The 22,729-nt window shown below is 56.5% G+C and carries 24 protein-coding genes; 16 read left to right on the plus strand and 8 right to left on the minus strand.

What is annotated here, in order from left to right; all coding sequences use genetic code 11:
* Window positions 1-10 precede the first annotated feature (10 nt).
* The 5 genes from FIV05_RS19790 (at window position 11) to FIV05_RS19810 (ending at window position 2,268) form a co-directional block, all read left to right on the plus strand.
* A complete protein-coding gene (locus tag FIV05_RS19790) occupies window positions 11-391 on the plus strand; it encodes a hypothetical protein (protein WP_055656561.1) in 381 nt (126 codons plus the stop codon).
* A gap of 179 nt (window positions 392-570) precedes the next feature.
* Entirely contained in the window at window positions 571-993 is a 423-nt protein-coding gene (locus tag FIV05_RS19795; RefSeq protein WP_031268441.1) for a rod-binding protein, read from the plus strand.
* Window positions 993-1,421 (plus strand): hypothetical protein, encoded by a 429-nt coding sequence (locus tag FIV05_RS19800; RefSeq protein WP_022998521.1) that lies wholly within the window; start codon window positions 993-995, stop codon window positions 1,419-1,421. Before FIV05_RS19795 ends, FIV05_RS19800 begins: the two co-directional genes overlap by 1 nt.
* Window positions 1,418-1,873 (plus strand): hypothetical protein, encoded by a 456-nt coding sequence (locus tag FIV05_RS19805; RefSeq protein WP_022998522.1) that lies wholly within the window; start codon window positions 1,418-1,420, stop codon window positions 1,871-1,873. Before FIV05_RS19800 ends, FIV05_RS19805 begins: the two co-directional genes overlap by 4 nt.
* Before the next feature lie 200 nt (window positions 1,874-2,073).
* Window positions 2,074-2,268 carry a hypothetical protein gene (locus FIV05_RS19810; RefSeq protein ID WP_152510700.1) on the plus strand — a complete coding sequence of 65 codons (195 nt, stop codon included), beginning with the start codon at window positions 2,074-2,076 and terminating at the stop codon, window positions 2,266-2,268.
* A gap of 67 nt (window positions 2,269-2,335) precedes the next feature.
* Here FIV05_RS19810 and FIV05_RS19815 read toward each other — a convergent pair whose 3' ends face one another.
* The 8 genes from FIV05_RS19815 to motA all read right to left on the minus strand — a co-directional run bounded on the left by FIV05_RS19815 (window position 2,336) and on the right by motA (window position 8,356).
* Window positions 2,336-2,593: a hypothetical protein gene (locus FIV05_RS19815; RefSeq protein ID WP_152510701.1), complete on the minus strand. Its 258-nt coding sequence runs from the start codon at window positions 2,591-2,593 to the stop codon at window positions 2,336-2,338.
* Window positions 2,594-2,822: 229 nt separating this feature from the next.
* Window positions 2,823-3,269: a hypothetical protein gene (locus FIV05_RS19820; protein ID WP_209009718.1), complete on the minus strand. Its 447-nt coding sequence runs from the start codon at window positions 3,267-3,269 to the stop codon at window positions 2,823-2,825.
* 25 nt (window positions 3,270-3,294) lie between these two features.
* Window positions 3,295-4,368, minus strand: a complete 1,074-nt coding sequence (gene flhB, locus FIV05_RS19825) for a flagellar biosynthesis protein FlhB (protein WP_152510703.1) — start codon at window positions 4,366-4,368, stop codon at window positions 3,295-3,297.
* Between the two features lie 52 nt (window positions 4,369-4,420).
* Entirely contained in the window at window positions 4,421-5,485 is a 1,065-nt protein-coding gene (locus FIV05_RS19830) for a flagellar motor switch protein FliG (RefSeq protein WP_022998527.1), read from the minus strand.
* A gap of 69 nt (window positions 5,486-5,554) precedes the next feature.
* Window positions 5,555-5,947 carry a flagellar motor switch protein FliN gene (gene fliN, locus FIV05_RS19835; RefSeq protein ID WP_152510704.1) on the minus strand — a complete coding sequence of 131 codons (393 nt, stop codon included), beginning with the start codon at window positions 5,945-5,947 and terminating at the stop codon, window positions 5,555-5,557.
* Entirely contained in the window at window positions 5,947-6,516 is a 570-nt protein-coding gene (locus FIV05_RS19840) for a hypothetical protein (RefSeq protein ID WP_152510705.1), read from the minus strand. The genes fliN and FIV05_RS19840 overlap by 1 nt, the downstream gene beginning before the upstream one ends.
* On the minus strand, window positions 6,497-7,456 hold the full coding sequence (locus tag FIV05_RS19845; RefSeq protein WP_006934597.1) for a FliM/FliN family flagellar motor switch protein: 960 nt from the start codon (window positions 7,454-7,456) through the stop codon (window positions 6,497-6,499). The genes FIV05_RS19840 and FIV05_RS19845 overlap by 20 nt, the downstream gene beginning before the upstream one ends.
* 3 nt (window positions 7,457-7,459) lie before the next feature.
* The gene (gene motA, locus FIV05_RS19850; protein WP_022998531.1) at window positions 7,460-8,356 is read right to left on the minus strand and encodes a flagellar motor stator protein MotA; all 897 of its coding nucleotides are present in this window, start codon (window positions 8,354-8,356) and stop codon (window positions 7,460-7,462) included.
* 186 nt (window positions 8,357-8,542) lie between these two features.
* On the opposite strand from motA, the gene FIV05_RS19855 reads away from it, so the two are divergent.
* The 11 genes from FIV05_RS19855 (at window position 8,543) to FIV05_RS19905 (ending at window position 22,722) form a co-directional block, all read left to right on the plus strand.
* Window positions 8,543-9,331: a DUF1217 domain-containing protein gene (locus FIV05_RS19855; protein WP_022998532.1), complete on the plus strand. Its 789-nt coding sequence runs from the start codon at window positions 8,543-8,545 to the stop codon at window positions 9,329-9,331.
* Window positions 9,332-9,334: 3 nt separating this feature from the next.
* A complete protein-coding gene (gene flgF, locus FIV05_RS19860) occupies window positions 9,335-10,066 on the plus strand; it encodes a flagellar basal-body rod protein FlgF (protein ID WP_022998533.1) in 732 nt (243 codons plus the stop codon).
* Complete coding sequence (locus tag FIV05_RS19865; RefSeq protein ID WP_152510706.1) at window positions 10,063-10,854, plus strand: hypothetical protein; 792 nt, start codon at window positions 10,063-10,065, stop codon at window positions 10,852-10,854. The genes flgF and FIV05_RS19865 overlap by 4 nt, the downstream gene beginning before the upstream one ends.
* On the plus strand, window positions 10,823-12,169 hold the full coding sequence (locus FIV05_RS19870) for a FliI/YscN family ATPase (RefSeq protein WP_152510707.1): 1,347 nt from the start codon (window positions 10,823-10,825) through the stop codon (window positions 12,167-12,169). Before FIV05_RS19865 ends, FIV05_RS19870 begins: the two co-directional genes overlap by 32 nt.
* 328 nt (window positions 12,170-12,497) lie before the next feature.
* Window positions 12,498-13,271, plus strand: coding sequence for a winged helix-turn-helix domain-containing protein (locus tag FIV05_RS19875; protein ID WP_324251974.1), 774 nt, complete (start codon window positions 12,498-12,500; stop codon window positions 13,269-13,271).
* Window positions 13,272-13,713: 442 nt separating this feature from the next.
* A complete protein-coding gene (locus FIV05_RS19880) occupies window positions 13,714-15,315 on the plus strand; it encodes a HAMP domain-containing sensor histidine kinase (protein WP_209009719.1) in 1,602 nt (533 codons plus the stop codon).
* A gap of 7 nt (window positions 15,316-15,322) precedes the next feature.
* Entirely contained in the window at window positions 15,323-17,560 is a 2,238-nt protein-coding gene (locus FIV05_RS19885; protein ID WP_209009720.1) for an EAL domain-containing protein, read from the plus strand.
* A 281-nt stretch (window positions 17,561-17,841) separates the two neighbouring features.
* Window positions 17,842-18,552 carry a carbon monoxide dehydrogenase subunit G gene (locus FIV05_RS19890; protein ID WP_152510710.1) on the plus strand — a complete coding sequence of 237 codons (711 nt, stop codon included), beginning with the start codon at window positions 17,842-17,844 and terminating at the stop codon, window positions 18,550-18,552.
* 232 nt (window positions 18,553-18,784) lie between these two features.
* Window positions 18,785-19,276, plus strand: a complete 492-nt coding sequence (locus FIV05_RS19895) for a (2Fe-2S)-binding protein (protein WP_031268448.1) — start codon at window positions 18,785-18,787, stop codon at window positions 19,274-19,276.
* 216 nt (window positions 19,277-19,492) lie between these two features.
* Window positions 19,493-21,853, plus strand: coding sequence for a xanthine dehydrogenase family protein molybdopterin-binding subunit (locus FIV05_RS19900; protein WP_022998541.1), 2,361 nt, complete (start codon window positions 19,493-19,495; stop codon window positions 21,851-21,853).
* 71 nt (window positions 21,854-21,924) lie between these two features.
* Window positions 21,925-22,722: a xanthine dehydrogenase family protein subunit M gene (locus FIV05_RS19905; RefSeq protein ID WP_152510711.1), complete on the plus strand. Its 798-nt coding sequence runs from the start codon at window positions 21,925-21,927 to the stop codon at window positions 22,720-22,722.
* Window positions 22,723-22,729: the final 7 nt, after the last annotated feature.

A 22,729-nucleotide genomic window follows, 5' to 3' on the forward strand; every position in this document is an offset into this window, starting at 1 on the left:
TTCCTGTTCCATGGCAAGAAAAAGTCAGGATATTGAACGTTTGTTCCGGATGCAGAAGCAGATATTCCTGTTTTCATCCTGGCTACTTCAGAAGCTTGACGCTCAGGTCTATCAGCTGAACGAAAAGGAAAGACGCATTCTGCTGGCCCTTTCGAATGGCGATCTGGCACAGCACGACAGGTTTATCGCCAACGCTGCCGAGCGGCTGAGACGTATCATCGAGGAGATGTCACGGCTCAGCGAAGCGCGCGCAAAGGTGAACTCCGAATATGATCGCCAGCGGTTGATGCTGAAACTCATGGCTGAACGTCTCGCCAGGATGCGTGGGGAGGAACAGCGTGCTGAAGAAGAACGGGACCTGATGGATCTGCTCGACCGCAGATACGGGTGAAAGCCACTTGGCGTGAACGGGGCATATTCGTCGCGGTCCAGTAAGAAGACGCAAGCCTCCCGCAAGCTGCGCAGGCTATTCCTGAGGATGCAAACAAGGTTCGGTTCAAGTGTATTGCTTGCCTTGCCCTGTCGCCTGCCGGGCCTTGTTTGCACCTTATGTTTTTCGAGGAGCCCAGCATGGCGATTTCGCCTCCTTCAGATCTGATCCTGGATGTGTCCAAGGCTGCCGATCCGGTGAACCTTGCCGACGCCACGAACCGTCTCAGGTCCATTTCCGCTGGTGGTTCGGGAGATGGCTTTGCACTTGCCTATGCCGGTGCGACGAACCGGGCAGGAGCCACTGAAGGCAGTTTTCGAACCGCCAATTACGAAGGACCGTCCCAAAAATCTCCTGCGGAGAAATTCGAGGCGATGATCCTCAGCCAGTTCGTCGAAACAATGCTTCCGGATGACTCCGAAGCGGTCTTCGGGTCCGGAACCGCCGGGGAAATCTGGAAATCGATGCTTGCCGAACAGGTCGCAAACCAGCTTGCCGCCAGTGGCGGTGTCGGTATTGCCGGCCTGATTTCAGATACGCTTGAAAAGGGAGTTAAAGCCTGATGGACGCTGCCAACGATGTTGACTTTCAGGACGTTGCCGTGACCGATCTCGCACTTCAGGAATTCACCCCCGATCCGGTGCGGTCCATGCCGCTGGTGGTCGCCGTTCGCCGAGCAATCGGCGCTGTGCGCGAGGAAACCCGGGCGCTTCGTGCAAACCCGACAGCGGACCTGAAGATCTTCGAATACGGCAAGAGCCAGGCTTTGCTTGACCTGTCCAGGGCCCGGACACTCGTGCCGCCGGCGTTCTATTCCGAGGAGTTGCGCGAAGACATCGCCGAATTCAAGGAAGTGCTCGACGAGAATGTCGGCCTGTTGCAACTGCACATGAATGCGGTGACGGAAGTTGTCGGCATGATGTCCAGAACCATGATCGACTATGAATCCGACGGCACGTATCAGGCACCGTTTCCGGAGAGGGCTCGATGATCAAGACCCTCGTTGCCGGCCTCTGGATGTCTGCCACCATGCTGGCGTCCGGTTACGGCACCACGCAGTATCTGGCAGCCCAGAAAAGGGTCGGCGACGATGAGCCGGCGTTTGTGGGGCTGGATTATGAGACCGTGAACCCGGTCAACGTGCCGATCCTGTTTGATGGCACGCTGCAGGGATATGTGGTGATCAAGATGGTCTTCACAGCGGATGGCGATACATTGCGCCGCCTGCCTGTGCCGCCACACCCTTTCCTGGTGGATGAAGCCTTCCGGGTACTCTATTCGGACGAAACCCTCGATTTCCGTAGCCTGGAACGTTACGACCTGGAGGCTTTCACCGAACGTCTCAAGAAAACCACCAACGCGCGTCTCGGCCGGCCCGTGGTGCACGACGTCCTGGTGGAGGAATTCAACTATTTCGACAAGGAAGATGTGATCACGCACTAGCCGCTGATCCTGATCTTGTACTGAAAAACTTCTTCTGCCGCCTCCCAGGCAATTGGCGCTCAGTTTCGGCTGGGCGCTTTTTTTTGATCCTCACCGCGGCCTGTTTTGTGCTTGATGGAACAGGACTGTTTGGAAAACCTACGCAATAGACCGAGCGCCGAGTGCGCTACTTTGCCTGGCGCGGTTTGGAGGATAGGCCCATGAAGACGATAACGGTATCGAGCAGTCGTGGCTCAATCGATCTGACTTCCGATGATATCCAGGTTTTGGAAAACGCGGTTGAAATCCTGCTTTATTCCGATGTTGAAGACTGTGAGCAGGCGAGAGAAATGCTGCTAACCGGAAAAAGCCTGCACGAAATCATGGAGCGCTTGTCGACACTTCTGGGAGAGTGAATTGGAGCGTTAGCAGGTCAATATAAATTCGCGGCGTTTGTTTCGCGCCATTTAGTGAATGCCGATTTCAGCCATCAGCATCGAAAATCGTGTCGATAGCCTGGAAGATGGTCTTGTAGACACCGATTTCGTCTTTGGCGAAATCTCCATGAGGCACCGCTCTTTTTGCTTCGGCAATCAAGTCAGCCTTGATGGCTTCCAGATCCACTTCTGTACCCATCGGCCGATTTGAGAGCTCCACGTGCAGACGTTTGGCAATCCCGGCATAGGCGACGATTGCAGTCACCATGTGGGCGGGATCCTCCGGGATCTGGATTTTTTTCATACGCGCCGTTTCTCTGGTTTCAGTTGCAGGTAGTTTCCAGGTCCGTAAGACCCGAAACGCGCGACAGGCCTAACAGCATATGGTGTTAGGCTGGCAGAATTGAAGCACGTTGGCGAATTTCGGTAAGTTGCCGCTGTATCAGGCGAAATTGCAGGCCGGCACGTCGCTCGTATCTGTGCGAACGAGCTGCCTGACCAACCGGAAATGATTTGGGATGCCTGAGACCGAACTACCGCAACCGGGCGTCCTTCAAGGCCTCAAGCAGCAGTTCCGTTTCTTTTGTCTTGTTACCACCGGCGTCAGGAACTTCGACATAGGAAACGTTGACTGCATTGTCCGGCCAGGCGAGGACAGCGGTAAAATAGATCCAGACACCCTTGTTGAAAAATTCGAGATCCAGGGAAATGCGCGGGGTGGTTTCCCACTCGACATCTGCCTGTGCGGCCATGGAATAGCGCAAGGAGCCTTCCTTGAAGAAGAGCTCGGCCGATGTCTTGATCAATTCGTCGATATTGCCGTGCTGGTCTGTTCGGATATAGGCAACAAAGTCGACCACATCGACCAGTTTCAGATCTTCGATAAAATCGGTCAGAGCAGAGGCAATTGCTTCCTGGCGCTGCCGGTCGCATTCCAGTGGCGACGGTTTCGTGCCGTTGCCTTCAGGCATATCGTGCATTCCCCGGACCTCCAAATACATTAAATTATACAGCAGTTTTGGTCTGGCGTGAGTACACGTAGCAAATGATTTCCGCAACTGCTCTGTAGAATTCCGGCGGGATCATCCTTTCAACTTCTGTAGCGGCGTAGAGGGACCGTGCAAGTTGCCGGTCCTCGATCACGGGAATATTGTTCGCCTCGGCGATCTCCCTGATCTTCAGCGCAATCAGATCCTGTCCTTTAGCTACAACAACCGGGGCAGGGTTTTGGTCCCCGTCGTAACGCAAGGCAACAGCGAAGTGTGTCGGATTGGCAACAATGAGGGTTGCTTGCGGCACGGCTGACATCATGCGGTTTCGTGCCCGGTCGCGTGCGAGCGAGCGTTGCCGGGCCTTGACGATCGGGTCGCCTTCCATCTGCTTGTGCTCGTCCTTGATCTCCTGCTTGCTCATGCGCAGGTTCTTGCGCCAGTGTGAGCGCGACCAGAGAATGTCGACTGTAACCAGTAGAATGGTAACGATGCAGACGCCGGCGATCAGCTTCATCGATATCTGAAGGATCGCTTCGGGAAGTGCGCTTGGATCTGTGAACATGGCGTTGATCAGTTCCGCTTCATTCGCCCGGAACTGGCCATAGACGATGGCACTGACCGTGGAGAACTTGAAGACTGCCTTGAGGAACTCCACAAGGCCCTGGGCTCCGAATATGCGGCTCCAGCCCTTCGCCAGCGAGAGCTTGGAGGCATCCGGCTTGATGCGGTGAAAAACGATGCTGGGCGTGTTCTGCAAAAAGGCGGACGCAAGACCGGACACGGCAAGCAGTGCGACAATCGGGGCGAGGAAGACCATGACCTCGATCGACACCGCATGGGTGAGCAACAATGCGTCGGCGCTGTTTCCAAGATCCACTCCTCCCGAAAGGTCCAGAAGATGCGTCAGCGTTTGCACGAGCTGACTCGATGCCGATGTAACAACGAAACTGCCGATCAAGAGTGTCGCGATAAATGTTGCCAGAACGGGGGCTTCCCGTGAGACCGGGGTGTTGCCCTTTTCTATGGCATCGCTGATCTTTTTCTCGGTCGGTTCCTCTGTTTTTGAATCCTTGTCTTCTTCCGACATCCAGCCACCCGGTGTTCAGGCTCAGATCACGTCGAACCGCTTGCAAAGACGATCACGCAAAGAATGCGCCTTCGTCCTGCTTCGGATTCAGCTCGATTTCACCACGCGATGCCATTTCCAGCGCGAGGTTGGTGATCGCACTGCGGGCATCCAGAACGTCGCGCTGAGCGGCCGGTTCGCCGGCAGCAAGTTCGTGTTCGGCGATACGACGTGCGCGGGATGTCAGCGATGACAGGATCACTTCCCGGAACTGGGCATTGGTTCCCTTCAGGGCCAGCACGATCCGGTCCGTCGGGATCTGATCGAAAATCGCCATGCGGGTCCGGGCGTTGAGATTGGTGATGTCGTCGAAGGTGAAGAGCAGACCTTTCAGAAGTTCTGCGGTTTTCGGTTTCACCTCGTTCAGGTTCTCCAGAGCGTCTTCCATGTGCTCGCGGTCCATCTTGTTGAGAATGTCCGCCATGCGAGCATGGGAATCTGCTTCCAGGGTGCCCGACAGGTTGAGCATGAAATCCTCATGCATGGTCTTTTCGACGTCGCGCATGATTTCCGGCACAACCGCCTTGATCGACAGCATGCGCCGGACAAGAGAGTTGCGCGTCTGGTTATTGATCTGGCCGAGAACCTTTGCTGCTGCACTCGGCTTTATCTTTGTCAGGATCAGCGCTGCGGTTTGCGGGTGTTCCTTCAGGAGATAGTTTGCGAACACCGTTTCGGAAACCGTGGTCAACCGGTCCCAGATGGACCGGTTGGAGTTACCAAGCACGTCCGACATGATGTCTGCAAGCTGATCGTCCGGCAGGACACCTTCCAGCATTTTCTCCACTTCGTTGGCCGAACCATAAAGCGTCGTGCCATGGGAGAACTGCTCGATGAATTCTTCGGCCAACCGGTCAAGCTCTTCCGATGCCACCGTGCCGAGCTGAGCCGCGGAGACGGTGATCATCCGGATTTCTTCCTGATCGAAATGCCGGAGCAGTTTCTGCGAACTCGTCTTGCCCAGCGACAGCAGCAGAGCGGCTACGCGTTGTGTACCGTTCATTCGGCGGGCAGGCGGCGCAGGCGGCTTGGCCAGGTTTGCAGCGGTTGCTGCGGCAGCGTTGGCGGAATTCATCATTTTGTCACTTCAATCCTAAGGAAACAGCCTTGGGCAAACCGGAGAAGGTGAGGCCGGAAAAATCCGACCTCAGATGTCCAGACCGCCGGCCTGGGCGCTGATGATCTCCGTCAGCGAAACGCCGAAGCGCGAGTTGTCGTCTTCCACGACCACGACTTCTCCGCGGGCGATGACGCGGCCGTTGACCACGATGTCGATCGGTTCGCCGACACGATGATTGAGTGGAATAACTGCGCCGCGACCGAGTTTCAGCAGGTTGGAAACCAGCATGGTCGCAGATCCGAGAACCACCTGGATGTTGACGGGAATGCCGAGGATGGTGTCGAGATTTCGGTCGTCGCCGATGGTATCGCCATTCTGGTTCTTTTCCGGCGATTCCACCTTGGCGAAACTCGCGGCATCGGCCGGGCGGGTTTTCGGGCCTTTTTCAGCGTCGATGTGATCGATGATTGTTTCGGACATTACATCTTATCCTTCTGGTTCATGGAGACCGTGCGGAACGGGCTTTGCAGCGAATTGTCGATACGGTGGACGCGTGTCGGCGCCTGTTGATGGACCTGGCCGCGATGAATGGTCGTTTCCTTGCGCCCGCCGGACTGAGCGGAACCGGCAACGCCAGCTGCCTGCTCGCCTGCCGTGTCTTCGGCGAAGATGTCGATGTCGTCGCGAACAGGCGCAAAGCGTTTCGGGTCATGCAGGACGGCGGTTGCCTTGGAAAGCTCCTTCAGCTCCGCGCGCAACACGGACTGCTGGCGCTTTGCCTCACGGGTCAGACCGTCGATTTCCGCGATCAGCTCCCGCGCATCGTCCATCCGGTTGCCGAGCGCATTGAGGATCTGGGCACCCTTGACGTTGATCTCCTGGATCGAGACCTCGATGCCGTCGAGCGCGAGGGCGGTCTGATCGAAGATACGCTGGTAGTCATCATGGTAGCTGCCCAGTCGGCGCAGCTCCCGGTGCATGGAAAGCATCCGGACCGTGGTCGCGACCAGCGCGAGCAGGAGAACGCCATCAACGATTGCGGAGATCATCGAACAGATCCTTTTCTTCCTCATGGATGAGCTCATCGATCTGCAACGTGTAGGATCCGTTCAACTGTCCAAGCTGGCAGGTGAAGACGGGCTGGTCGTTGCAGGCGAGTGTGACCGGAGAGCGGGCTGTCGCCTGAAGTTCGATGACCTGTCCGACCCGGAGGTTTGCGAGGTCGCCGAGCGACATTTCACGTTCTTCGAGAATGGCTTCCAGCTTGACTTCGGTGCGCTGGATCTCGTTGTGGAAATGCTGGGTCCACTGTTTGTCGCGGCTCGACATCTCGCCGGACAGAACCTGGGAAAGGCGCTGCCGCAGCGGGTTGAGTGTCGAGTGCGGCATGACGATGAACACTTCGCCGCCGCGCCCGATTGCCTGTTGCAGCAGGCGAGCCACCACGGCCGGGTTGTTCCGCCGGCCGACCACCGCAAAGTCCATGCGGCTTTCAATGCGCTCGATCTTCAGCGTTGTTTCGGCAATCGGGGCAAAGCTTTCGGCCAGTGCCTTGGCAGCTACCTCGAACATGGTGCGCGCGATCCGCGTTTCGATGTTCGAGAAGGGGCGCTCGTCGTCGATGGGAGGCTCGGTCCCGTCAGCACCGAAGAGGACATCCACCAGTGTGAAGATGAAGTCCCGGTCGAAGCCGACGAGTACACGGGCATCCCATTCCGGAGAATAAAGCACGGCCACCAGAGCATTGGATTCGAACTCGTCGAGTACGTCGCCGATGCGGTTGTTTTCAACGTAGCTCACCGAGATGTAGGACGGTGAGGGGGACTTCTGGCGCATGGCGTCGGCCATCAGGCGGGCCATGCGGTCGAACACCACCGGAAGCATCGGCAGGCGGTCAACGGAAATTCCGGCGGCATCCAGCAGTCTGTCGGCGATCATCGCGCGTTCGGAGCTGGAAGCATTGGAGCTTGCGGTCGCTGCTTCGATCATGGCTTAGGCGGCTCCCTGCAGGTCCTGGACGTTGTCGGCACCAGCGCCACCGGCACTCATCGTCTCGTTTTCAACTTCGTCGATGGTTGGACGGTCGTAGTCGGAAATGGTCTTGCGGCCATGTTCCAGGGCGATCTGCGGATCGGCGCCGTTCATGAAGGCAAGCAGGGTCTGCTTGACGACGATGTAGGTACGAAGGCGGGACTCGCGGACGTTTCGGATCTTGGAGGCGATCGGGCCGAACAGCGAGTACGAGAAGAAGATGCCGACAAACGTGCCCACGAGTGCCGCACCAATCAGGCTGCCCAGCAGCTGAGGAGACTGGTCGATTGCGCCCATCGCCTTGATGACACCGAGCACGGCCGCGATGATGCCGATGGCAGGCAATGCATCAGCGATGCTGCTCATGGCATGGTACGGCTTCATCTGGTCGCGGTGGATCGTGTGAAGTTCTTCGTCGACCAGCGCTTCGATTTCGTGAGCACGGGCATTTCCCACGATGATCAGCCGGAAATAGTCGCAGATGAAGGTTGTCAGGCTGGCATTGCGCAGGACCGACGGATACTTCTGGAAAATCGGAGAAGTATTCGGGTCTTCGATGTGCGGCTCGACCTGGTTACGCCCCTTGGCGCGCAACTCACGCATCAGGCCGTAGAGAAGTGCCAGAACGTCGAGATATTCCCGCTTGTTGGGAACTGCGTTGCGCAGCGCATCCGACACGGCAACCAGGGTTCCCCTGATTACCTTCATTGGATTGGCAACGACAAAAGCACCGATAGCGACGCCAAGAATAATGACGAGCTCCCACGGCTGCCAGAGGACGGAGACCTTGCCTCCGAGTGCGGCAAAGCCGCCTATAAGGGACGCGCCTGCTATGATCAGGCCGATAAGAATAGTCACCTAACAGCTCCCAACTGGTGTGGATTGCAACTCTGATTGGGAGGACGCTAGCGGCCGAGACTTGCCTGAAGCTGACGCGTGAAAGCCTTTTGAAAATCATCTCCGGGCCGTCAGCCTGGCGTAAGGTTTGCGAGTGAGTGTTCCCCGAAAGCCTGCCCGCCATGGGCCCGCAATGGGGATAGATCCATGATCAATACATTGAGCCAGGTTCAACTGGTCAGAACCAATATGGAACGCTCGCTGAAGACGGTCGCCGCGGACCCTATGGTCGAACGTCAGACCGAGTACTATCGCGAGAACATCCGCAATATTAAGTCCATCGACGAATTCCTGGCTGATGATCGCATCTTCAACTACGCGATGACTGCCATGGGTCTGGAGGACATGATCTACGCGAAGGCGTTCATTCGGAAAGTGCTGGAAGAAGGCACGGACGAACGTGGCGCTTTCGCCAATCAGCTGGCCGATACCAAGTACAAGAATTTTGCTGAAACCTTCAATTTCAAGCGGTATGGCGAAACGACGACTTCTTTTGCCCGGACGCAGGACGCGATTGTACAGAAGTATCATCGGCAGACACTGGAAGTGCGCGAGGGTGAACAAAACCAGGGTGTCCGTCTGGCACTCTACTTCGAACGCCGTGCGCCCGATATCACCAACGCGTACGATGTTCTGGCCGACCGCGCACTTGCCGAGGCTGTTTATACTTCCCTTGGCCTGCCGCAAGAATTTGCGATGACCGACATCGACAAGCAGGCAGCCTACCTGGAAGAACGTCTGGATTTCAGCAAGTTCGGAGATGCGGACTACCTGGCGAAATTCCTCAACCGGTTCTCGGCTCTCTATGACCTTTCCAACGGCCCGTCCGGCAACATGTCGCCAACACTTGCTCTTTATGGCAACGGCCGAGGGGTTATCCAGATGGGCGAGGGACTGTTGGCAAGCATCCAGAATTTCCGCCTCGGAGGCTTTTGATCCATGGAATCCGCACTTTATGTTGCGCTATCTGCGCAGGTTGCACTTTCGAACCGGCTGGAAACGGTTGCCAGAAACGTTGCCAACATGAACACAGCCGGCTACCGGGCAGACGAGGTCAAGTTCGCAGAGCTCGTCTCAAAGGCAGCGCAGGACAAGGTCAGTTTCTCCACCGGTGGCGAGAAATACATTTCCCGGCAGTACGGCAGTCTGAACAAGACCGACAATCCCCTTGATCTCGCAGTGGAAGGCGAAGCCTGGTTTGCAATTCGCGATGTAAACGGCAACCTGTCCTATACCCGGGACGGGCGCTTGCAGATCGGCAATGACGGAACCTTGCGTACCTTGACCGGACAACAGATCCTGGGAGCAGGCGGGCAGCCGATTGCACTCGATCCGGATGCCGGGACACCCTTGATCACGCAGTCGGGCGAGATTTCCCAGGGCGACGTTGGAATTGTCGGCCAGGTCGGTTTGTTCCTGATCCCCGACGATGCCCAGCTCACGCGTGCTGAAAACTCGGCGGTCATTCCCGACAAGCCGGTTATTCCCGTGCAGACCTATGACACAAACGGTGTTCGCCAGGGATATGTCGAAGGCTCGAATATCAATCCCGTCCGGGAAATGACCAAGATGATCATGATCTCGCGCGCCTTTGAGAGCGCGACGAAGATGATCGATACCAGTAATGAAAGTCAGGAGAAGGCCATTCGCGAACTGGGGGCAACCTCATGACGGCGGTGGATGCAACACAGGCGGTGGGCAAGCCGATGGACCTCAATGCTGTCATGGATGGTTCGCCCGTCAAGGCAACGCGGCCCGGGGTTTCGCCCAAGGCTGAAAAATCTGCCTTCAGCTTCGGTGACTTCATCGACGTGATCAATCCCTTGCAGCATATTCCGGGGATTGCGGAACTCTATCGATCGGTAACGAACGACGAGATTTCCGACAACGCCCGCAAGGCCGGCAATGCTCTATACGGCTTCGCACTCGGCGGGCCGGTCGGGCTGGGAGCCATGCTCGCCTATAACGAAGTCGGCGATCGCCTGAACAGCAGTCAAGAAAATGTCACGGCACAGCCCGTCGAAGTTGCGGAAGCGGCTCCTGTCGGCGAATCTGCGCCAGCAAGCGATGTTCCTGTGCCGGTGCGCAAGCCTGTTGTTGAGCCAACCGCATCCGAAGCCGATAAGGCTGCTGCCACAGCCGTACTTGGTGAAACCGTGGCATCGGCTGGTCGCAAGGACGCTCCGCCTACCGCTCTTGTCGATCTCATCAACAGCACTGGTGCTGCTCCCGGGCCGGATGGGGAAACAATGACATCACCCGACAAGTCTTTTTCGGGTAATGCCTCATCCGTTTCCTATCTCGACATGCCGGACAGCGCCACGCCATCGGGGCCGGTAATGCCTGACCAGCAGGGGCTTGACCGTCTCGCTTCGCACAAATCCAACCATCTGCCTCTCGATGTCTTGAAAGCTCTTCAGGAACGCCATGCCGAACGCTCCGTATCTGAACGCACTTGATCAAATCTCCGCGTCTTTGGCGGCCCTGGAAACTGAGATCGGGCCCGTGAAACTCAGCGGACGTGTGACCCAGGTTTCTTCCGAATCCATTCGCGTCTCCGGTCTTTCCCGCGTGGTTTGCCTGGGCGACCTGGTGCAGTTCGAGGGGCGAGCTGGCATCCGGCAGGGCGAAATCATCCGGCTGGACCAGAAGGACGTGGTAATCAAGCCATTGGAGCGCGTGACCGACATTGGCATCGGCAGCGTTGCTTCGGTCATGGGCGGACTTGCCATTCATCCGGACATGAGCTGGCGCGGCCGGATCGTGAATGCGCTCGGCGAACCGATCGATGGGGCAGGGCCGCTTGCCCATGGTGTGGAAGCGTTTCTTCTTGACCGCGCACCACCGCCGGCGATGAACCGAAGCAAGATTTCCGAAGGCGTTCGAACCGGTGTGCGGGTGATCGATCTCTTCACGCCACTGTGCGTCGGTCAGCGTGTCGGCGTTTTTGCGGGGTCCGGCGTTGGCAAGTCCACACTTCTCGGCATGCTGGCCGGGTTTGGGGACTTTGACACGGTAGTAGTCGGTCTCGTTGGCGAACGCGGCCGCGAAGTGCGCGAGTTCATTGATGACATCCTGGGCGAGACCTTGGCGCATTCCGTTGTTGTCGCCTCGACTGGCGATGAAAGCGCCATGCAGCGCCGGCTTGCGCCCAAGACGGCCATGAGCGTTGCCGAGTACTTTCGTGCGCAAGGTCACAAGGTGCTGCTCATTCTGGATTCCGCCACCCGATTTGCCCATGCTGCACGGGATGTGGCTCTGGCGGCTGGGGAACCTCCTGTCGCCCGCGGGTTTCCGCCAAGCGTCTTTGCTGATCTTGCCCGCCTCATCGAACGCGCCGGACCCGGAAGCAGCGGCGAGGGCTCAATCACAGGGATCTTTTCCGTTCTCGTTGACGGTGACGACCACAACGATCCGGTTTCCGATGCCATTCGTGGCCTTCTGGACGGACACATCGTTCTGGATCGTCAGATTGCCGAGGCCGGCCACTATCCGCCAGTCAGCGTATTGAAATCCACCTCGCGGCTTGCCGACCGGGCCTGGACACAGGATCAGCAGGAACTTATCCATCGGATCAAGGGGCTGATATCCTACTATGAAGATACGAAGGATCTCCGCCTGATGGGCGGTTTCCAGACTGCGGGCGACGAAAAACTGGAAAAGGCCTGCAGACTTGTGCCCAAGATTTACGAAGCGCTGAGACAGCGCGCAGACCAGCTGGCTCCCTCCGATCCCTTCGCAGACCTGGCTCAGGCTTTAGCTGCCGATACGTAAACCATTTTCCACATCTCTAGTATAAATACGAAATTGCCGCCTTGTCTGGCGGCGATTTTTGTATATATCAGTGTTACATCTTATTAAGGATTGCGGAAAAACGCGGTCCCCGGCATTTTAATAAATTTTTCTCTCAGTTTATTGGTAATGTCCGTGATTTTTTATTTAGTTTTCTATGTGGATATAAGAACTTCCCCCACTATAAATTCTGAAATAGTTGTCGAGTTAGGGAAGAAACGTTGACCTTGTGAAGCTCCAAAATTACGGATTCTACATTGGTAAAATCCAAGGGGCTGATATGTTCATAATCGTAGACTCAAGAGAGATAGTGACCGCAGGCTATGCCTCGGCATTCGACCGGGAAGGCTATGCCTCCCTGGAACTTCATCCATCGGAACTTCTTGACTGGCTGGAAATCACCTGTGCCCAGGATCTGGGCTCGGTTGACGCCATCCTTCTGGGAGAGTGTGAAGAAAGATGCGGCTACGTTGCATCGATCCGCAGCCGGTGTCCGGAAGCTCAGATCGTGGCTCTGGAAGATACCGCCAACCTTGAGAGCACGCTCGACCTGTTTTCCGCAGGTATGGACGATGTTCTGAAGAAGCCGGTTCACGTTCGGGAAATCATTGCCCGCGTCGGAGCTTTCCGCCGCCGGATCACTTCCCGGAACAATTCAGCAGGCACCGGTGCCATTGAAGTCTTCTTCGACGGTCGCGATCCAGTCGTCGGTGGGGACGTCATGGAACTGCCGCGCCGGGAACGCCGCATTCTTGAATATCTCGTCAAGAACAAGGGGCGGCGTGTCACCAAGACACAGATCTTCAATGCTGTTTACGGCGTCATGAACGACGGCGTGGATGAATGTGTCGTGGAAAGCCACATTTCCAAGCTGCGCAAGAAATTGCGGAAAAAGCTTGGCTACGATGCAATCGAGTCGACGCGTTACATCGGCTACATGCTGAAGGACGCCACGGCCACCAAGCAGAAGGTTGCAGATACCCGTCGGCAGGTTCAGGCCTCGCCAGCAACCGCACACGCTGTAGAGGTTCCGGTTGACACCCGCACCACCAACAAGCCGTTTTTGTCAGTGGTCAATGCCTGATCGGAATAAGCTCTGAATATGAAGACCTTGCAAGGAACAATAATTTGCAATGGCAACGATCGAGCGGACTGGTATGAAAGTTTTGCCGGAGACAATTGCATGATGCGATGCCGCTCTAATTCGTCGAATTCAGGTTTTTTGTAGATGCAAGACTATCTGTTTTGCTGTGGAAAGAAGGCTCTTTCAATTTACAATTGATTTTTATGGAAAATTTAGAAAACCTACCCAGAATATACGACACACTGACGCTCTAATCACATGATCTCCGCTGCGCGGCGCATTGATGGGGCGAGGGGCAATGTAGATGTGTCTGTGAATCAAGTATTGAAGAGACGGTCCGCAAAGGCGGTTCGGTTTTCGTCCTTGACCGGAAGCCATTTAAATCGGCGTTCTGCCGGAGTTTTATGAGCTGGAACGGACACCGTGAATTGAGGTGGGCGTCTTGACACTGAACGGCAGTACGTCGTTGCCATATACTCCCAAGGAGATGGGCCGTTCCAGCCTGTCCCGGACGTTCATTCTCTATACGCTCGGTCTTTTCGCTGTTCTTGGCATCATATTCATCGGCATTCTTACGAAGATCACGTGGGACGCCTCTCACGCACGCGCCATTCGTGTCACCGAGGCTTTCTTTCAGGCAACCAAACGCCCGTTTGAACGCGCCATCTGGACAGTCAATGCGGACGCGACCCTGCAGCTCATCCGTGGGTTGGAAAGTCTCGAGGTTGTCGAGAAAGTCTGGGTTGAAACACCGGACACAGGCAATTTCGGTGAACCTGTTACCGGACCACGCGCAGCCGAAGCTCTTAGTTATACACTCAATTCGCCCAGCACCATCCTGCACAAGGATGCAATCGGGCAGGTGTTCATTCTCATCGACCGCAACACGATTTCCTATGAAATCGTGTCGACTGTCGGGTTCATCGTCACCGCGATCATCGTCTATCTGCTGTTGCTCGCCATCGTCATCAGAACGGTCTTTCGCCGTCTGATCGGTCAACCGCTTTCGGCAATCGTGGACTACCTTTCGACGCCGCGCCTGATCGAAGATCCGCCAAAGGCCGAACTGATGCCTGGCCGTGCGGACGAAATCGGCATTCTCGCCGCCAGTCTCCAGTCCATGGTTCAGCGCCGGCATCTGGATTTGCAGAAAATTCAAGAATACCAGACTAATCTCGAGGACTTGGTCGCACACCGGACGGAGCAGCTTAAGTTGGTGCAGGAAGAGCTTATCCAGGCAGATAATCTAGCCGCGCTTGGTGCGCTGGTCGCCGGGGTCTCGCACGAACTGAACACGCCTCTTGGAAACGCGTTGATGGCGGCCACGACCATCAAGGATTCAACCGGTTACTTGCGCACCGAACTTGAAGAGCAGAAGCTGAGCAAGGAAGCTCTGGAAAACGAAGTCGAACGTATTTCCGATACCGCACATATCATCGAGAAGACACTCGGCCGGGCCCGTGAACTTGTCGGAAACTTTCGTCAGGTGGCTGTCGACAGGCAGAGCGAGAAGAAGCGGTCCTTCAATTTTGACCACATCATTCGTGAAACCCTTGCAACACTGCAGCCGACGCTCAAGAAAACACCTTTCAAGGTCGAGCTTGATCTCCATGCGGACGAAATCATCGACAGCTATCCTGGTGCAGTCAGTCAGCTCGTCTCGAATTTTGTCGAAAACGCCATCAAGCACGGATACGAAGGGCGAAGCGAAGGTCTGATCAAGCTTTCTTCCCAGGTGGTTCACCCGAAAGACAAGAACCGAAACAATTCGAACGAACGCAAGATTATCTTCAAATGTCAGGATTTCGGTGTAGGCATTCCGGAGAAGAATCTGAAAAAAGTATTCGAGCCTTTCTTCACGACGAAGTTCGGCAAAGGAGGATCCGGTTTAGGGATGGCGATTTGTTACCAGCTGGTCACCGAAGCCCTGAACGGAACCATCTCGGTGTCTTCCAGCGTCGGGTCGGGAACGGAATTCATTATCGAATTCCCCGCCTTGGCCGCTCAGGATACCAGGAAGCCTCTCGGACAGAAGGTGCATTGAGATGGTGATGGACTTTCTTGCCCCCTCAGAGCCGGAAGTGAAGAAGATCACAAAGGCGCCCTGGAAAATCCTGATTGTCGATGACGATCCGGACGTGCATGAAGTCACCAAGATCGCGGTTGGTGGATGCATCTTCGAAAATCGTCCGTTTGAACTCTTGCATGCTCTCTCGGCTCAGGAAGCCCGGCAGATCCTGTTGAAACACCCCGATATCGCGGTGGCGCTTGTCGATGTCGTCATGGAAAGCGATACGGCAGGTCTCGGGCTTGTGAGCTGGATCCGTTCCGAACTCGGCAATCATTTCACGAGGTTGATCCTGCGCACAGGTCAACCCGGGTATGCACCGCAGACCGACGTGATCATGAAATTCGACATCGACGGCTATACCGAAAAAGCCGAATTGTCGCGGACCAAGCTTATTACAGCCATCGTTACAGGTCTGCGCGGTTACAAGCTTGTCATGTCGCTTGAGACCAATCGAAAGAAGCTCAAGCAGTTAAACGAGCATTTTGCAGCGATTGTCGAAAAGAACGCCCTGAGTGAATTTGCTGCGGCAGTCCTGAAGCATTTCACCGTTCTTGTCGGGCAACCTGTCGACAGCCTGTTGTGCGGTCTTGAGACGCTTCCCGACTACGGATCCTTCGACAAGTCCAACGTCCGTGTGCTCGCGGCAACGGGAAACTTCGAGGACAAGATTGACCTGCCGGTGGACGTCATCAGTGACGATGCGATCCGCAATGCCGTGGCAAGATGTGTCGAGACACAGGCAACATGCGCGTCGCCCAAAGGGCTTGCTCTTCCGCTTGTCACCCGTAACGGCATGACGGGTGCGCTTTATCTCGGCATTTCAGAGGAGTTGCTGGAGGAGCTCGTCGGGTCGGAAGTCGTGCAGTTGTTTGTTTCCAACGTCGCGCTTGGCTACGAGAAGACCGGCCTGTTGGAGCATATTCGCAACCTTGCCTATGTCGATCGCGTCACTGGACTTTCGACGTTCTCCGGTTTCATCGAAACCTTTCAGCGTCACGCCGCCAACGGCGCCAAGTTGCTGGTCGTTCATTCCGACATCCAGAGATTCCGTGTCATTGTCGACGGGATCGGCGACGAAAAGGCCGGCGCGGTCTTGAAACGGACCGGCCACCGCCTGTCGCAGACCTTCCCCGATGCGCTAACCATTGCCAGGAAGGAAAAGGACGAATTTCTCATCCTTCTGAAGGGCGGTGAGGAGAATACCATTCAGGACGTTGTTGCGCGGATCGAAGATGCCTTCCAGCAACCGATAACGCTCGAAGACAACCAGATCACCCTTCGATTGCGGCTGGGGTTTGCGTCCACCGGCACCGAGACGCAGGGCGCGGAAGAACTCGTGCGTTTTGCCTCCATCGCCCTTAACGATGTGCGTCAGAAAGGGGTGACCAACCACGCGGTTTTTCATCCGCTGATGCAGGAGGCAGCGTTTGAGCGCTTGCGGCTTGCTTCACTGCTTACCGGTAGTTCCAACCAGACGAAGTTTTCGCTGAATTATCAGCCGATCATGCACGCCCGGGACGAGAGCCTTGCGTCCTTCGAGGCCCTGATGCGGTTCCGTACCCCGAGCGGAACGTTCCTGAATACCGCTCGGATGATCGAAGCCGCCGAAGCCAGTGGTCTTATAACCGAAATTGGCGCATGGATGTTCAAGACGTCCTTCACCGAATTCAGCAGCTTGACCGGGATTTCCGATGACGTTCGGTTGAATGTGAACCTGTCTCCCCGGCAGGTTCAGGCAAACCGGATCTACAAGGACATCGAAGATGCTGTGACAGCCGCCGAATTGCCGCTGGATCGCCTGGTTTTCGAGGTGACCGAAGGGCTGTTCCTCAGCAACGATCAGGTGACCCTGGCCTTCCTGACGTGGCTGCGTGACAAGGGCGCGCGCGTCGTTATTGACGATTTCGGCACCGGGTATTCCTCGTTCAGTTATCTGCGCAAGCTACCGGTTGACGGTATCAAGATCGACCGAAGCTTTATCATGAACATGGATCAGGATGCGGATGCGCTTGCTGTCGTGAAATCCATCATCGCCGTTGCGCAGGCGCTGGATCTGAACGTTACAGCAGAAGGTGTCGAGACTGTTGCCCAGAGAAACATCATGCAGGAGCTGCATTGCGACTACCTGCAAGGATATTTCTACGCCAAGCCTCTGGCGACCAATGAACTGTCCGGTTTCATCCAGAAGGCTGTCGAACCAGGCGTTGCCTTCGGATAAAACAGTTTATCCGTCTGTTTATCAAATTCTGGCCGGAACTGTCAGGACAGAAGTGCCTTTTTGGCCCATACTAGCGTCAGCTAGGTCATACGTTGAATTGAAGACACCGGATAGCCTGTCAAGGATTGCGTTCTGCAATTCTGTTCACATAAGCGATTGAAAATTTGTACGAAACACGCTCTCATGCGGGAAAACGTGTTTGCGGCGGACGCGTCAATCGCGTTGAATGTCGACTGGACCTTTGTAAATATGCGCTAAAGCGCAACTTGGGGAGAAAACATATGGACATGAGCGGCTCCCACCGGATTCCGGCCAAACGGGAAACCGTATGGCAAGCCTTGAACGATCCGGATGTCTTGCGGGCCTGCATCCCGGGCTGCGAAAGCCTCGAAAAGACCTCGGACACCGAAATGACCGCCGCGGTCACATCGAAAATCGGGCCTGTCAAAGCCAAGTTCAAAGGGGAAGTGACCCTTGAGAACATCAATCCTCCGGAAAGCTACACGATCTCGGGAGAAGGCAAGGGCGGCGTTGCCGGGTTTGCCAAGGGGTCTGCGGATGTGAAGCTTACGGAGGAAGGTGACGAAACCATACTTTCCTACGAAGCCAAGGCGCAGGTCGGGGGCAAACTTGCTCAGCTCGGCAGCCGGCTGATCGATTCTACCGCCAAGAAAATGGCGGAAGACTTTTTCACGAAGTTCTCCGAGATGGTCGGCTCACCGGCAGGACAGGACGAAACTGCTGTCGCAGCTGGTACCGATGACGATCTGGATCCTGGAGTGGCCGAGGAAGCCAAGCGGATCGCGATCGAAGATAGCCCTGGCGAAGTCATGCACGCAATTGAGGATGCGGAGCATGCAGTCGAGGAAAAGATCCATCAGGCGGAACAAAATATTGAAGCCGCCGCGGGACGCAACGTATTCGGCGGCCCCATGGTCTGGGGGCTAGTGTTGCTCGCTGCGGTGATTGTCGTGCTTGCACTTGCAAGTTGACCGGGTAGGACAAATCTTGAAATGATCGGGCTCTGACAATTTAGGACGCGCCAGGGCCCCAGCACAAAACACGGTGACAAGCCGGGAAATTGGGTCAGTGACATACAATCGAATTCGATTGTTTTTTCGTACGCTGGTCTGGATCGGACATCAGAGGTCTTGCCTGTCATTTCATGCAGGTGGGCCGGTTTGAACGCTCCGGTTCAGGGAATTTCATGAGGGAGAGGAATTCATGTCGAAAGTATCGATGGTATTGAACGGCAAGACGGTTTCGGCTGATGTCGAAGACCGGACGCTGCTCGTATCGTTTATCCGGGACGTGCGCGGACTAACCGGTACGCACGTTGGCTGCGACACCTCGCAATGCGGTGCCTGCGTTGTGCATGTCGACGGCAAGGCCGTAAAGTCCTGCACCATGCTTGCAGCCCAGGCCGATGGCGCAGAAGTAGTAACACTTGAGGGGATCGGCACAGCCGACAGCCTGCATCCTGTACAGGCAGCTTTCCGTGAACATCATGGGCTTCAGTGCGGCTTTTGTACCCCCGGCATGATCATGACCGCCGTGGACATGATCAAGCGTCATGGCGCCGGAAATCTCGACGAGGCAACCATTCGCCACGAGCTGGAAGGCAATATCTGCCGCTGCACCGGCTACCACAATATCGTCAAGGCGATCAAAGCCGCCTCCGATCAAATGGCCGGTATGGCTCAGGCCGCCGAATAACGGCGTTGGCCTGAACTCCCAAAATTGATGCGCGAACACGTTCGCGCAGCAGGACAGCAAGACCGATCAATCGAATGAGGTGCCGGGAGGAACAGGCATCTTCGCATTGACCGCCAGGTCTTGAGAGACAGTTGCCTTGAAGGCAGCAGCCGGATTGTCCGGCGAGTGGAGGATGTCCGGTACTGGCGGAGCCGGCAGATATTCGGGAGAGAAAAAATGGCAGTTGAAGGGATTGGCGCCCGTGCCTTGCGCAAGGAAGACAAGCGCTTCATTACCGGCAAGGGCAAATACACCGACGATATGACCATGCCGGGCATGGGGTATGCTGCTTTCGTTCGCTCGCCGCACGCGCATGCAAAGGTCAAGGGGATCGATGCAAGTGCTGCTCTGGCAATGCCGGGTGTGGATGCGGTTCTGACCGGCGACCAATTGGTGGGTGATGGTATCGGCAACCTGATCTGTGGGTGGATGATCCATTCCAAGGATGGCTCGCCGATGAAGATGGGCGGCTGGCGCGCTCTGGAACCGGAAATTGTCCGCCATGTCGGGCAGGCCGTTGCCGTGGTTGTGGCCGATACGCAGGCTCAGGCACGTGATGCCGCTGACGCGGTTGTGGTTGATTATGAGGAATTGCCAGCCGTTATCGATCCGCTGGCGGCACTCGAAGCAGGTGCCCCACAGATACACCCGGAAGCCGAAGGCAACCTGATCTACGATTGGGAAATTGGCGACGAAGGTGCCACAAACGCGGCCTTCGAAAAGGCTGCTCATGTCACGCGCATGGAGATCCACAACAACCGCCTCGTTCCGAACGCGATGGAGCCGCGCGCAGCTCTCGCAGGTTACGATGCGGCCGAGGAGCACTATACGCTTTACACCACTTCGCAGAATCCACATGTGGCTCGCCTGGTGTTGTCGGCCTTCTACAACGTTGCTCCTGAAAACAAGCTGCGTGTGATTGCGCCTGATGTCGGCGGCGGCTTTGGTTCCAAGATCTACATCTACCCGGAAGAAATGGTCTGCCTGTGGGCGTCCAAACGTGTCGGTCGTCCGGTCAAGTGGGTGTCTGACCGGACCGAAGCCTTCCTGACGGATGCACATGGCCGCGACCATCGCTCTGAAGCGGAACTCGCGCTTGACGCGGACAACAAGATCCTGGGCCTCAGGGTCAAGACGATTGCCAATCTCGGCGCTTACATGTCGTTGTTCTCGTCTTCCGTGCCGACGTATCTCTACGCTACGCTTCTTTCGGGCCAGTACGACATTCCGGCTATCCACGCCAACGTGAAGACGGTCTACACCAACACCACACCGGTGGACGCCTATCGGGGCGCAGGCCGGCCGGAGGCGACCTATCTTCTGGAGCGGATTATGGAAACGGCAGCCCGTGAAGTGGGCTTGTCGCCGGCAGAGTTCCGTCGCAAGAACTTCATCCGCACGTTCCCGCATCAGACACCGGTGATCATGTGCTACGACGCAGGTGATTATGATGCGACGCTGGATGCAGCCCTGAAGGCCGCGGACTACGACGGCTTTGCCGCCCGCAAGGCGGAAGCAGCTTCCCGCGGCAAGCTGCGCGGTATTGGTCTGTCCTGCTACATCGAGGCGTGCGGTATTGCACCGTCCGCCGCGGTCGGTTCACTTGGTGCCGGTGTCGGTCTTTGGGAATCTGCCGAAGTGCGCGTAAACCCTGTCGGATCGATCGAGGTTCTGACGGGGTCGCACAGCCATGGTCAGGGACACGAGACAACCTTTGCCCAGCTGATCAGCGAACGTTTTGGCCTGGATACCAATGCGGTGTCCATTGTTCATGGCGATACCGACAAGGTTCAGTTCGGTATGGGAACCTACGGCTCGCGCTCCGGTGCGGTCGGCATGTCGGCAATCGTCAAGGCGCTCGACAAGGTCGAAGCCAAGGCGAAGAAGATTGCAGCTCACCTGATGGAAGCCTCCGAAGGAGACATCCAGATCGAAGGTGGCGAATTGAAAGTTGCCGGTACCGACAAGAAGCTGACCTTCACCGAGGTGGCTCTCGCTGCCTACACGGCGCACAACCTGCCTGAGGGCATGGAGCCGGGCCTGAAGGAGGGAGCCTTCTACGATCCGACCAACTTCACCTTCCCGGCAGGTACCTATGTCTGCGAAGTCGAAGTTGATCCGGATACGGGCAAGACGGAAGTGGTCAACTTCGTCGCGGCTGACGACTTCGGCAACATCATCAACCCGATGATCGTGGAAGGTCAGGTGCATGGCGGTATTACGCAGGGCATTGGCCAGGCACTTCTGGAAAATGCGTCCTACGACGAAAACGGCCAGCTGCTGACGGCGTCCTACATGGATTACTGCATGCCGCGTGCCGATGATGTGCCGTCCTACAATTTGTCGACGCATGTCACGGCCTGCCCGGGCAACCCGCTTGGCATGAAAGGTTGCGGCGAGGCCGGGGCTATCGGATCTCCGCCGGCAGTTATCAACGCGATCACGGATGCGATCGGGGACAACAGCCTGTCGATGCCGGCCTCTCCTGAAAAGGTCTGGGCGCTTTACCATGCAGGTGTGAAGCAGGCGGCCGAATAACGCCACAACGGGATTTTCGGGCGGGGCAACCCGCCCGCCATTGCACAGTTCGAAATCCGGGGAGACCCAGCATGTATGAAACGACGTATCACAAGGCCGGATCGGTAGCGGAAGCTGCTTCTCTGATGGCCAATGCCGATGACGGCAAATTCCTTGGCGGTGGCCAGACCTTGCTGCCAACCATGAAACAGCGGCTTGCCGCCCCCAGCGATCTGGTGGATGTCACCAAGATTGCGGACATGAAGGGGATCAGCGCAAACGGCGATGGTGTGACCATCGGCGCAGCAACGAGCCATTTCGAAGTCTCGACTTCCGATCTGGTGAAGCAGAAGCTTCCTGGACTGGCGTCACTCGCCGGTGGCATTGGTGACCCGGCGGTTCGTCATATGGGCACCATTGGCGGCTCGATTGCCAACAATGACCCGGCGGCCGACTATCCTGCTGCCCTGGTTGCGCTCGGTGCAACCGTTGTCACCAGCAAGCGGGAACTGGCAGCGGAAGAGTTCTTCACCGGCATGTTTGAAACCGCGCTTGATGAAGATGAAATCGTCGTCGCCGTCAAGTTTCCGGGGGCCGCCACCAGTGCCTATGCCAAATACCCGAACCCGGCATCGCGTTACGCCATGGCCGGTGTCTTCGTTGCCAAAGGCAACGATGGCTCCGTCAAGGTTGCGGTAACCGGAGCAGGGCAGGGCGGTGTCTTCCGCATGTCCGCCATGGAAACGGCGCTTGCAAGCAATTTCTCAGCCGATGCCGTCGCCGGCATAGCGCCCGACGCAGACGATCTTCTGTCAGACATTCACGGGTCTGCTGCTTATCGTGCGAACCTGGTTACCGTTATGGCAAAGCGTGCCGTCCAGAAGGCGTAACTGACCT

The organism is Labrenzia sp. THAF191a, from assembly GCF_009363335.1.
In the GTDB taxonomy this organism is placed as follows: Bacteria; Pseudomonadota; Alphaproteobacteria; order Rhizobiales; family Stappiaceae; genus Roseibium; species Roseibium algicola.

What these genes read in the sequence shown, in the direction of transcription:
- FIV05_RS19885 (WP_209009720.1), top strand. Translation starts at nt 15,323, where the DNA reads ATGGACTTTCTTGCCCCCTCAGAGCCGGAAGTGAAGAAGATCACAAAG.
- FIV05_RS19845 (WP_006934597.1), bottom strand. Translation starts at nt 7,456, where the DNA reads ATGATCGAAGCAGCGACCGCAAGCTCCAATGCTTCCAGCTCCGAACGC.
- FIV05_RS19865 (WP_152510706.1), top strand. Translation starts at nt 10,063, where the DNA reads ATGACGGCGGTGGATGCAACACAGGCGGTGGGCAAGCCGATGGACCTC.
- flgF (WP_022998533.1), top strand. Translation starts at nt 9,335, where the DNA reads ATGGAATCCGCACTTTATGTTGCGCTATCTGCGCAGGTTGCACTTTCG.
- FIV05_RS19900 (WP_022998541.1), top strand. Translation starts at nt 19,493, where the DNA reads ATGGCAGTTGAAGGGATTGGCGCCCGTGCCTTGCGCAAGGAAGACAAG.
- FIV05_RS19795 (WP_031268441.1), top strand. Translation starts at nt 571, where the DNA reads ATGGCGATTTCGCCTCCTTCAGATCTGATCCTGGATGTGTCCAAGGCT.
- FIV05_RS19895 (WP_031268448.1), top strand. Translation starts at nt 18,785, where the DNA reads ATGTCGAAAGTATCGATGGTATTGAACGGCAAGACGGTTTCGGCTGAT.
- FIV05_RS19790 (WP_055656561.1), top strand. Translation starts at nt 11, where the DNA reads ATGGCAAGAAAAAGTCAGGATATTGAACGTTTGTTCCGGATGCAGAAG.
- FIV05_RS19890 (WP_152510710.1), top strand. Translation starts at nt 17,842, where the DNA reads ATGGACATGAGCGGCTCCCACCGGATTCCGGCCAAACGGGAAACCGTA.
- FIV05_RS19840 (WP_152510705.1), bottom strand. Translation starts at nt 6,516, where the DNA reads ATGATCTCCGCAATCGTTGATGGCGTTCTCCTGCTCGCGCTGGTCGCG.
- FIV05_RS19905 (WP_152510711.1), top strand. Translation starts at nt 21,925, where the DNA reads ATGTATGAAACGACGTATCACAAGGCCGGATCGGTAGCGGAAGCTGCT.
- fliN (WP_152510704.1), bottom strand. Translation starts at nt 5,947, where the DNA reads ATGTCCGAAACAATCATCGATCACATCGACGCTGAAAAAGGCCCGAAA.
- FIV05_RS19820 (WP_209009718.1), bottom strand. Translation starts at nt 3,269, where the DNA reads ATGCACGATATGCCTGAAGGCAACGGCACGAAACCGTCGCCACTGGAA.
- FIV05_RS19800 (WP_022998521.1), top strand. Translation starts at nt 993, where the DNA reads ATGGACGCTGCCAACGATGTTGACTTTCAGGACGTTGCCGTGACCGAT.
- FIV05_RS19815 (WP_152510701.1), bottom strand. Translation starts at nt 2,593, where the DNA reads ATGAAAAAAATCCAGATCCCGGAGGATCCCGCCCACATGGTGACTGCA.
- flhB (WP_152510703.1), bottom strand. Translation starts at nt 4,368, where the DNA reads ATGTCGGAAGAAGACAAGGATTCAAAAACAGAGGAACCGACCGAGAAA.
- FIV05_RS19830 (WP_022998527.1), bottom strand. Translation starts at nt 5,485, where the DNA reads ATGATGAATTCCGCCAACGCTGCCGCAGCAACCGCTGCAAACCTGGCC.
- FIV05_RS19805 (WP_022998522.1), top strand. Translation starts at nt 1,418, where the DNA reads ATGATCAAGACCCTCGTTGCCGGCCTCTGGATGTCTGCCACCATGCTG.
- FIV05_RS19870 (WP_152510707.1), top strand. Translation starts at nt 10,823, where the DNA reads ATGCCGAACGCTCCGTATCTGAACGCACTTGATCAAATCTCCGCGTCT.
- FIV05_RS19810 (WP_152510700.1), top strand. Translation starts at nt 2,074, where the DNA reads ATGAAGACGATAACGGTATCGAGCAGTCGTGGCTCAATCGATCTGACT.
- FIV05_RS19855 (WP_022998532.1), top strand. Translation starts at nt 8,543, where the DNA reads ATGATCAATACATTGAGCCAGGTTCAACTGGTCAGAACCAATATGGAA.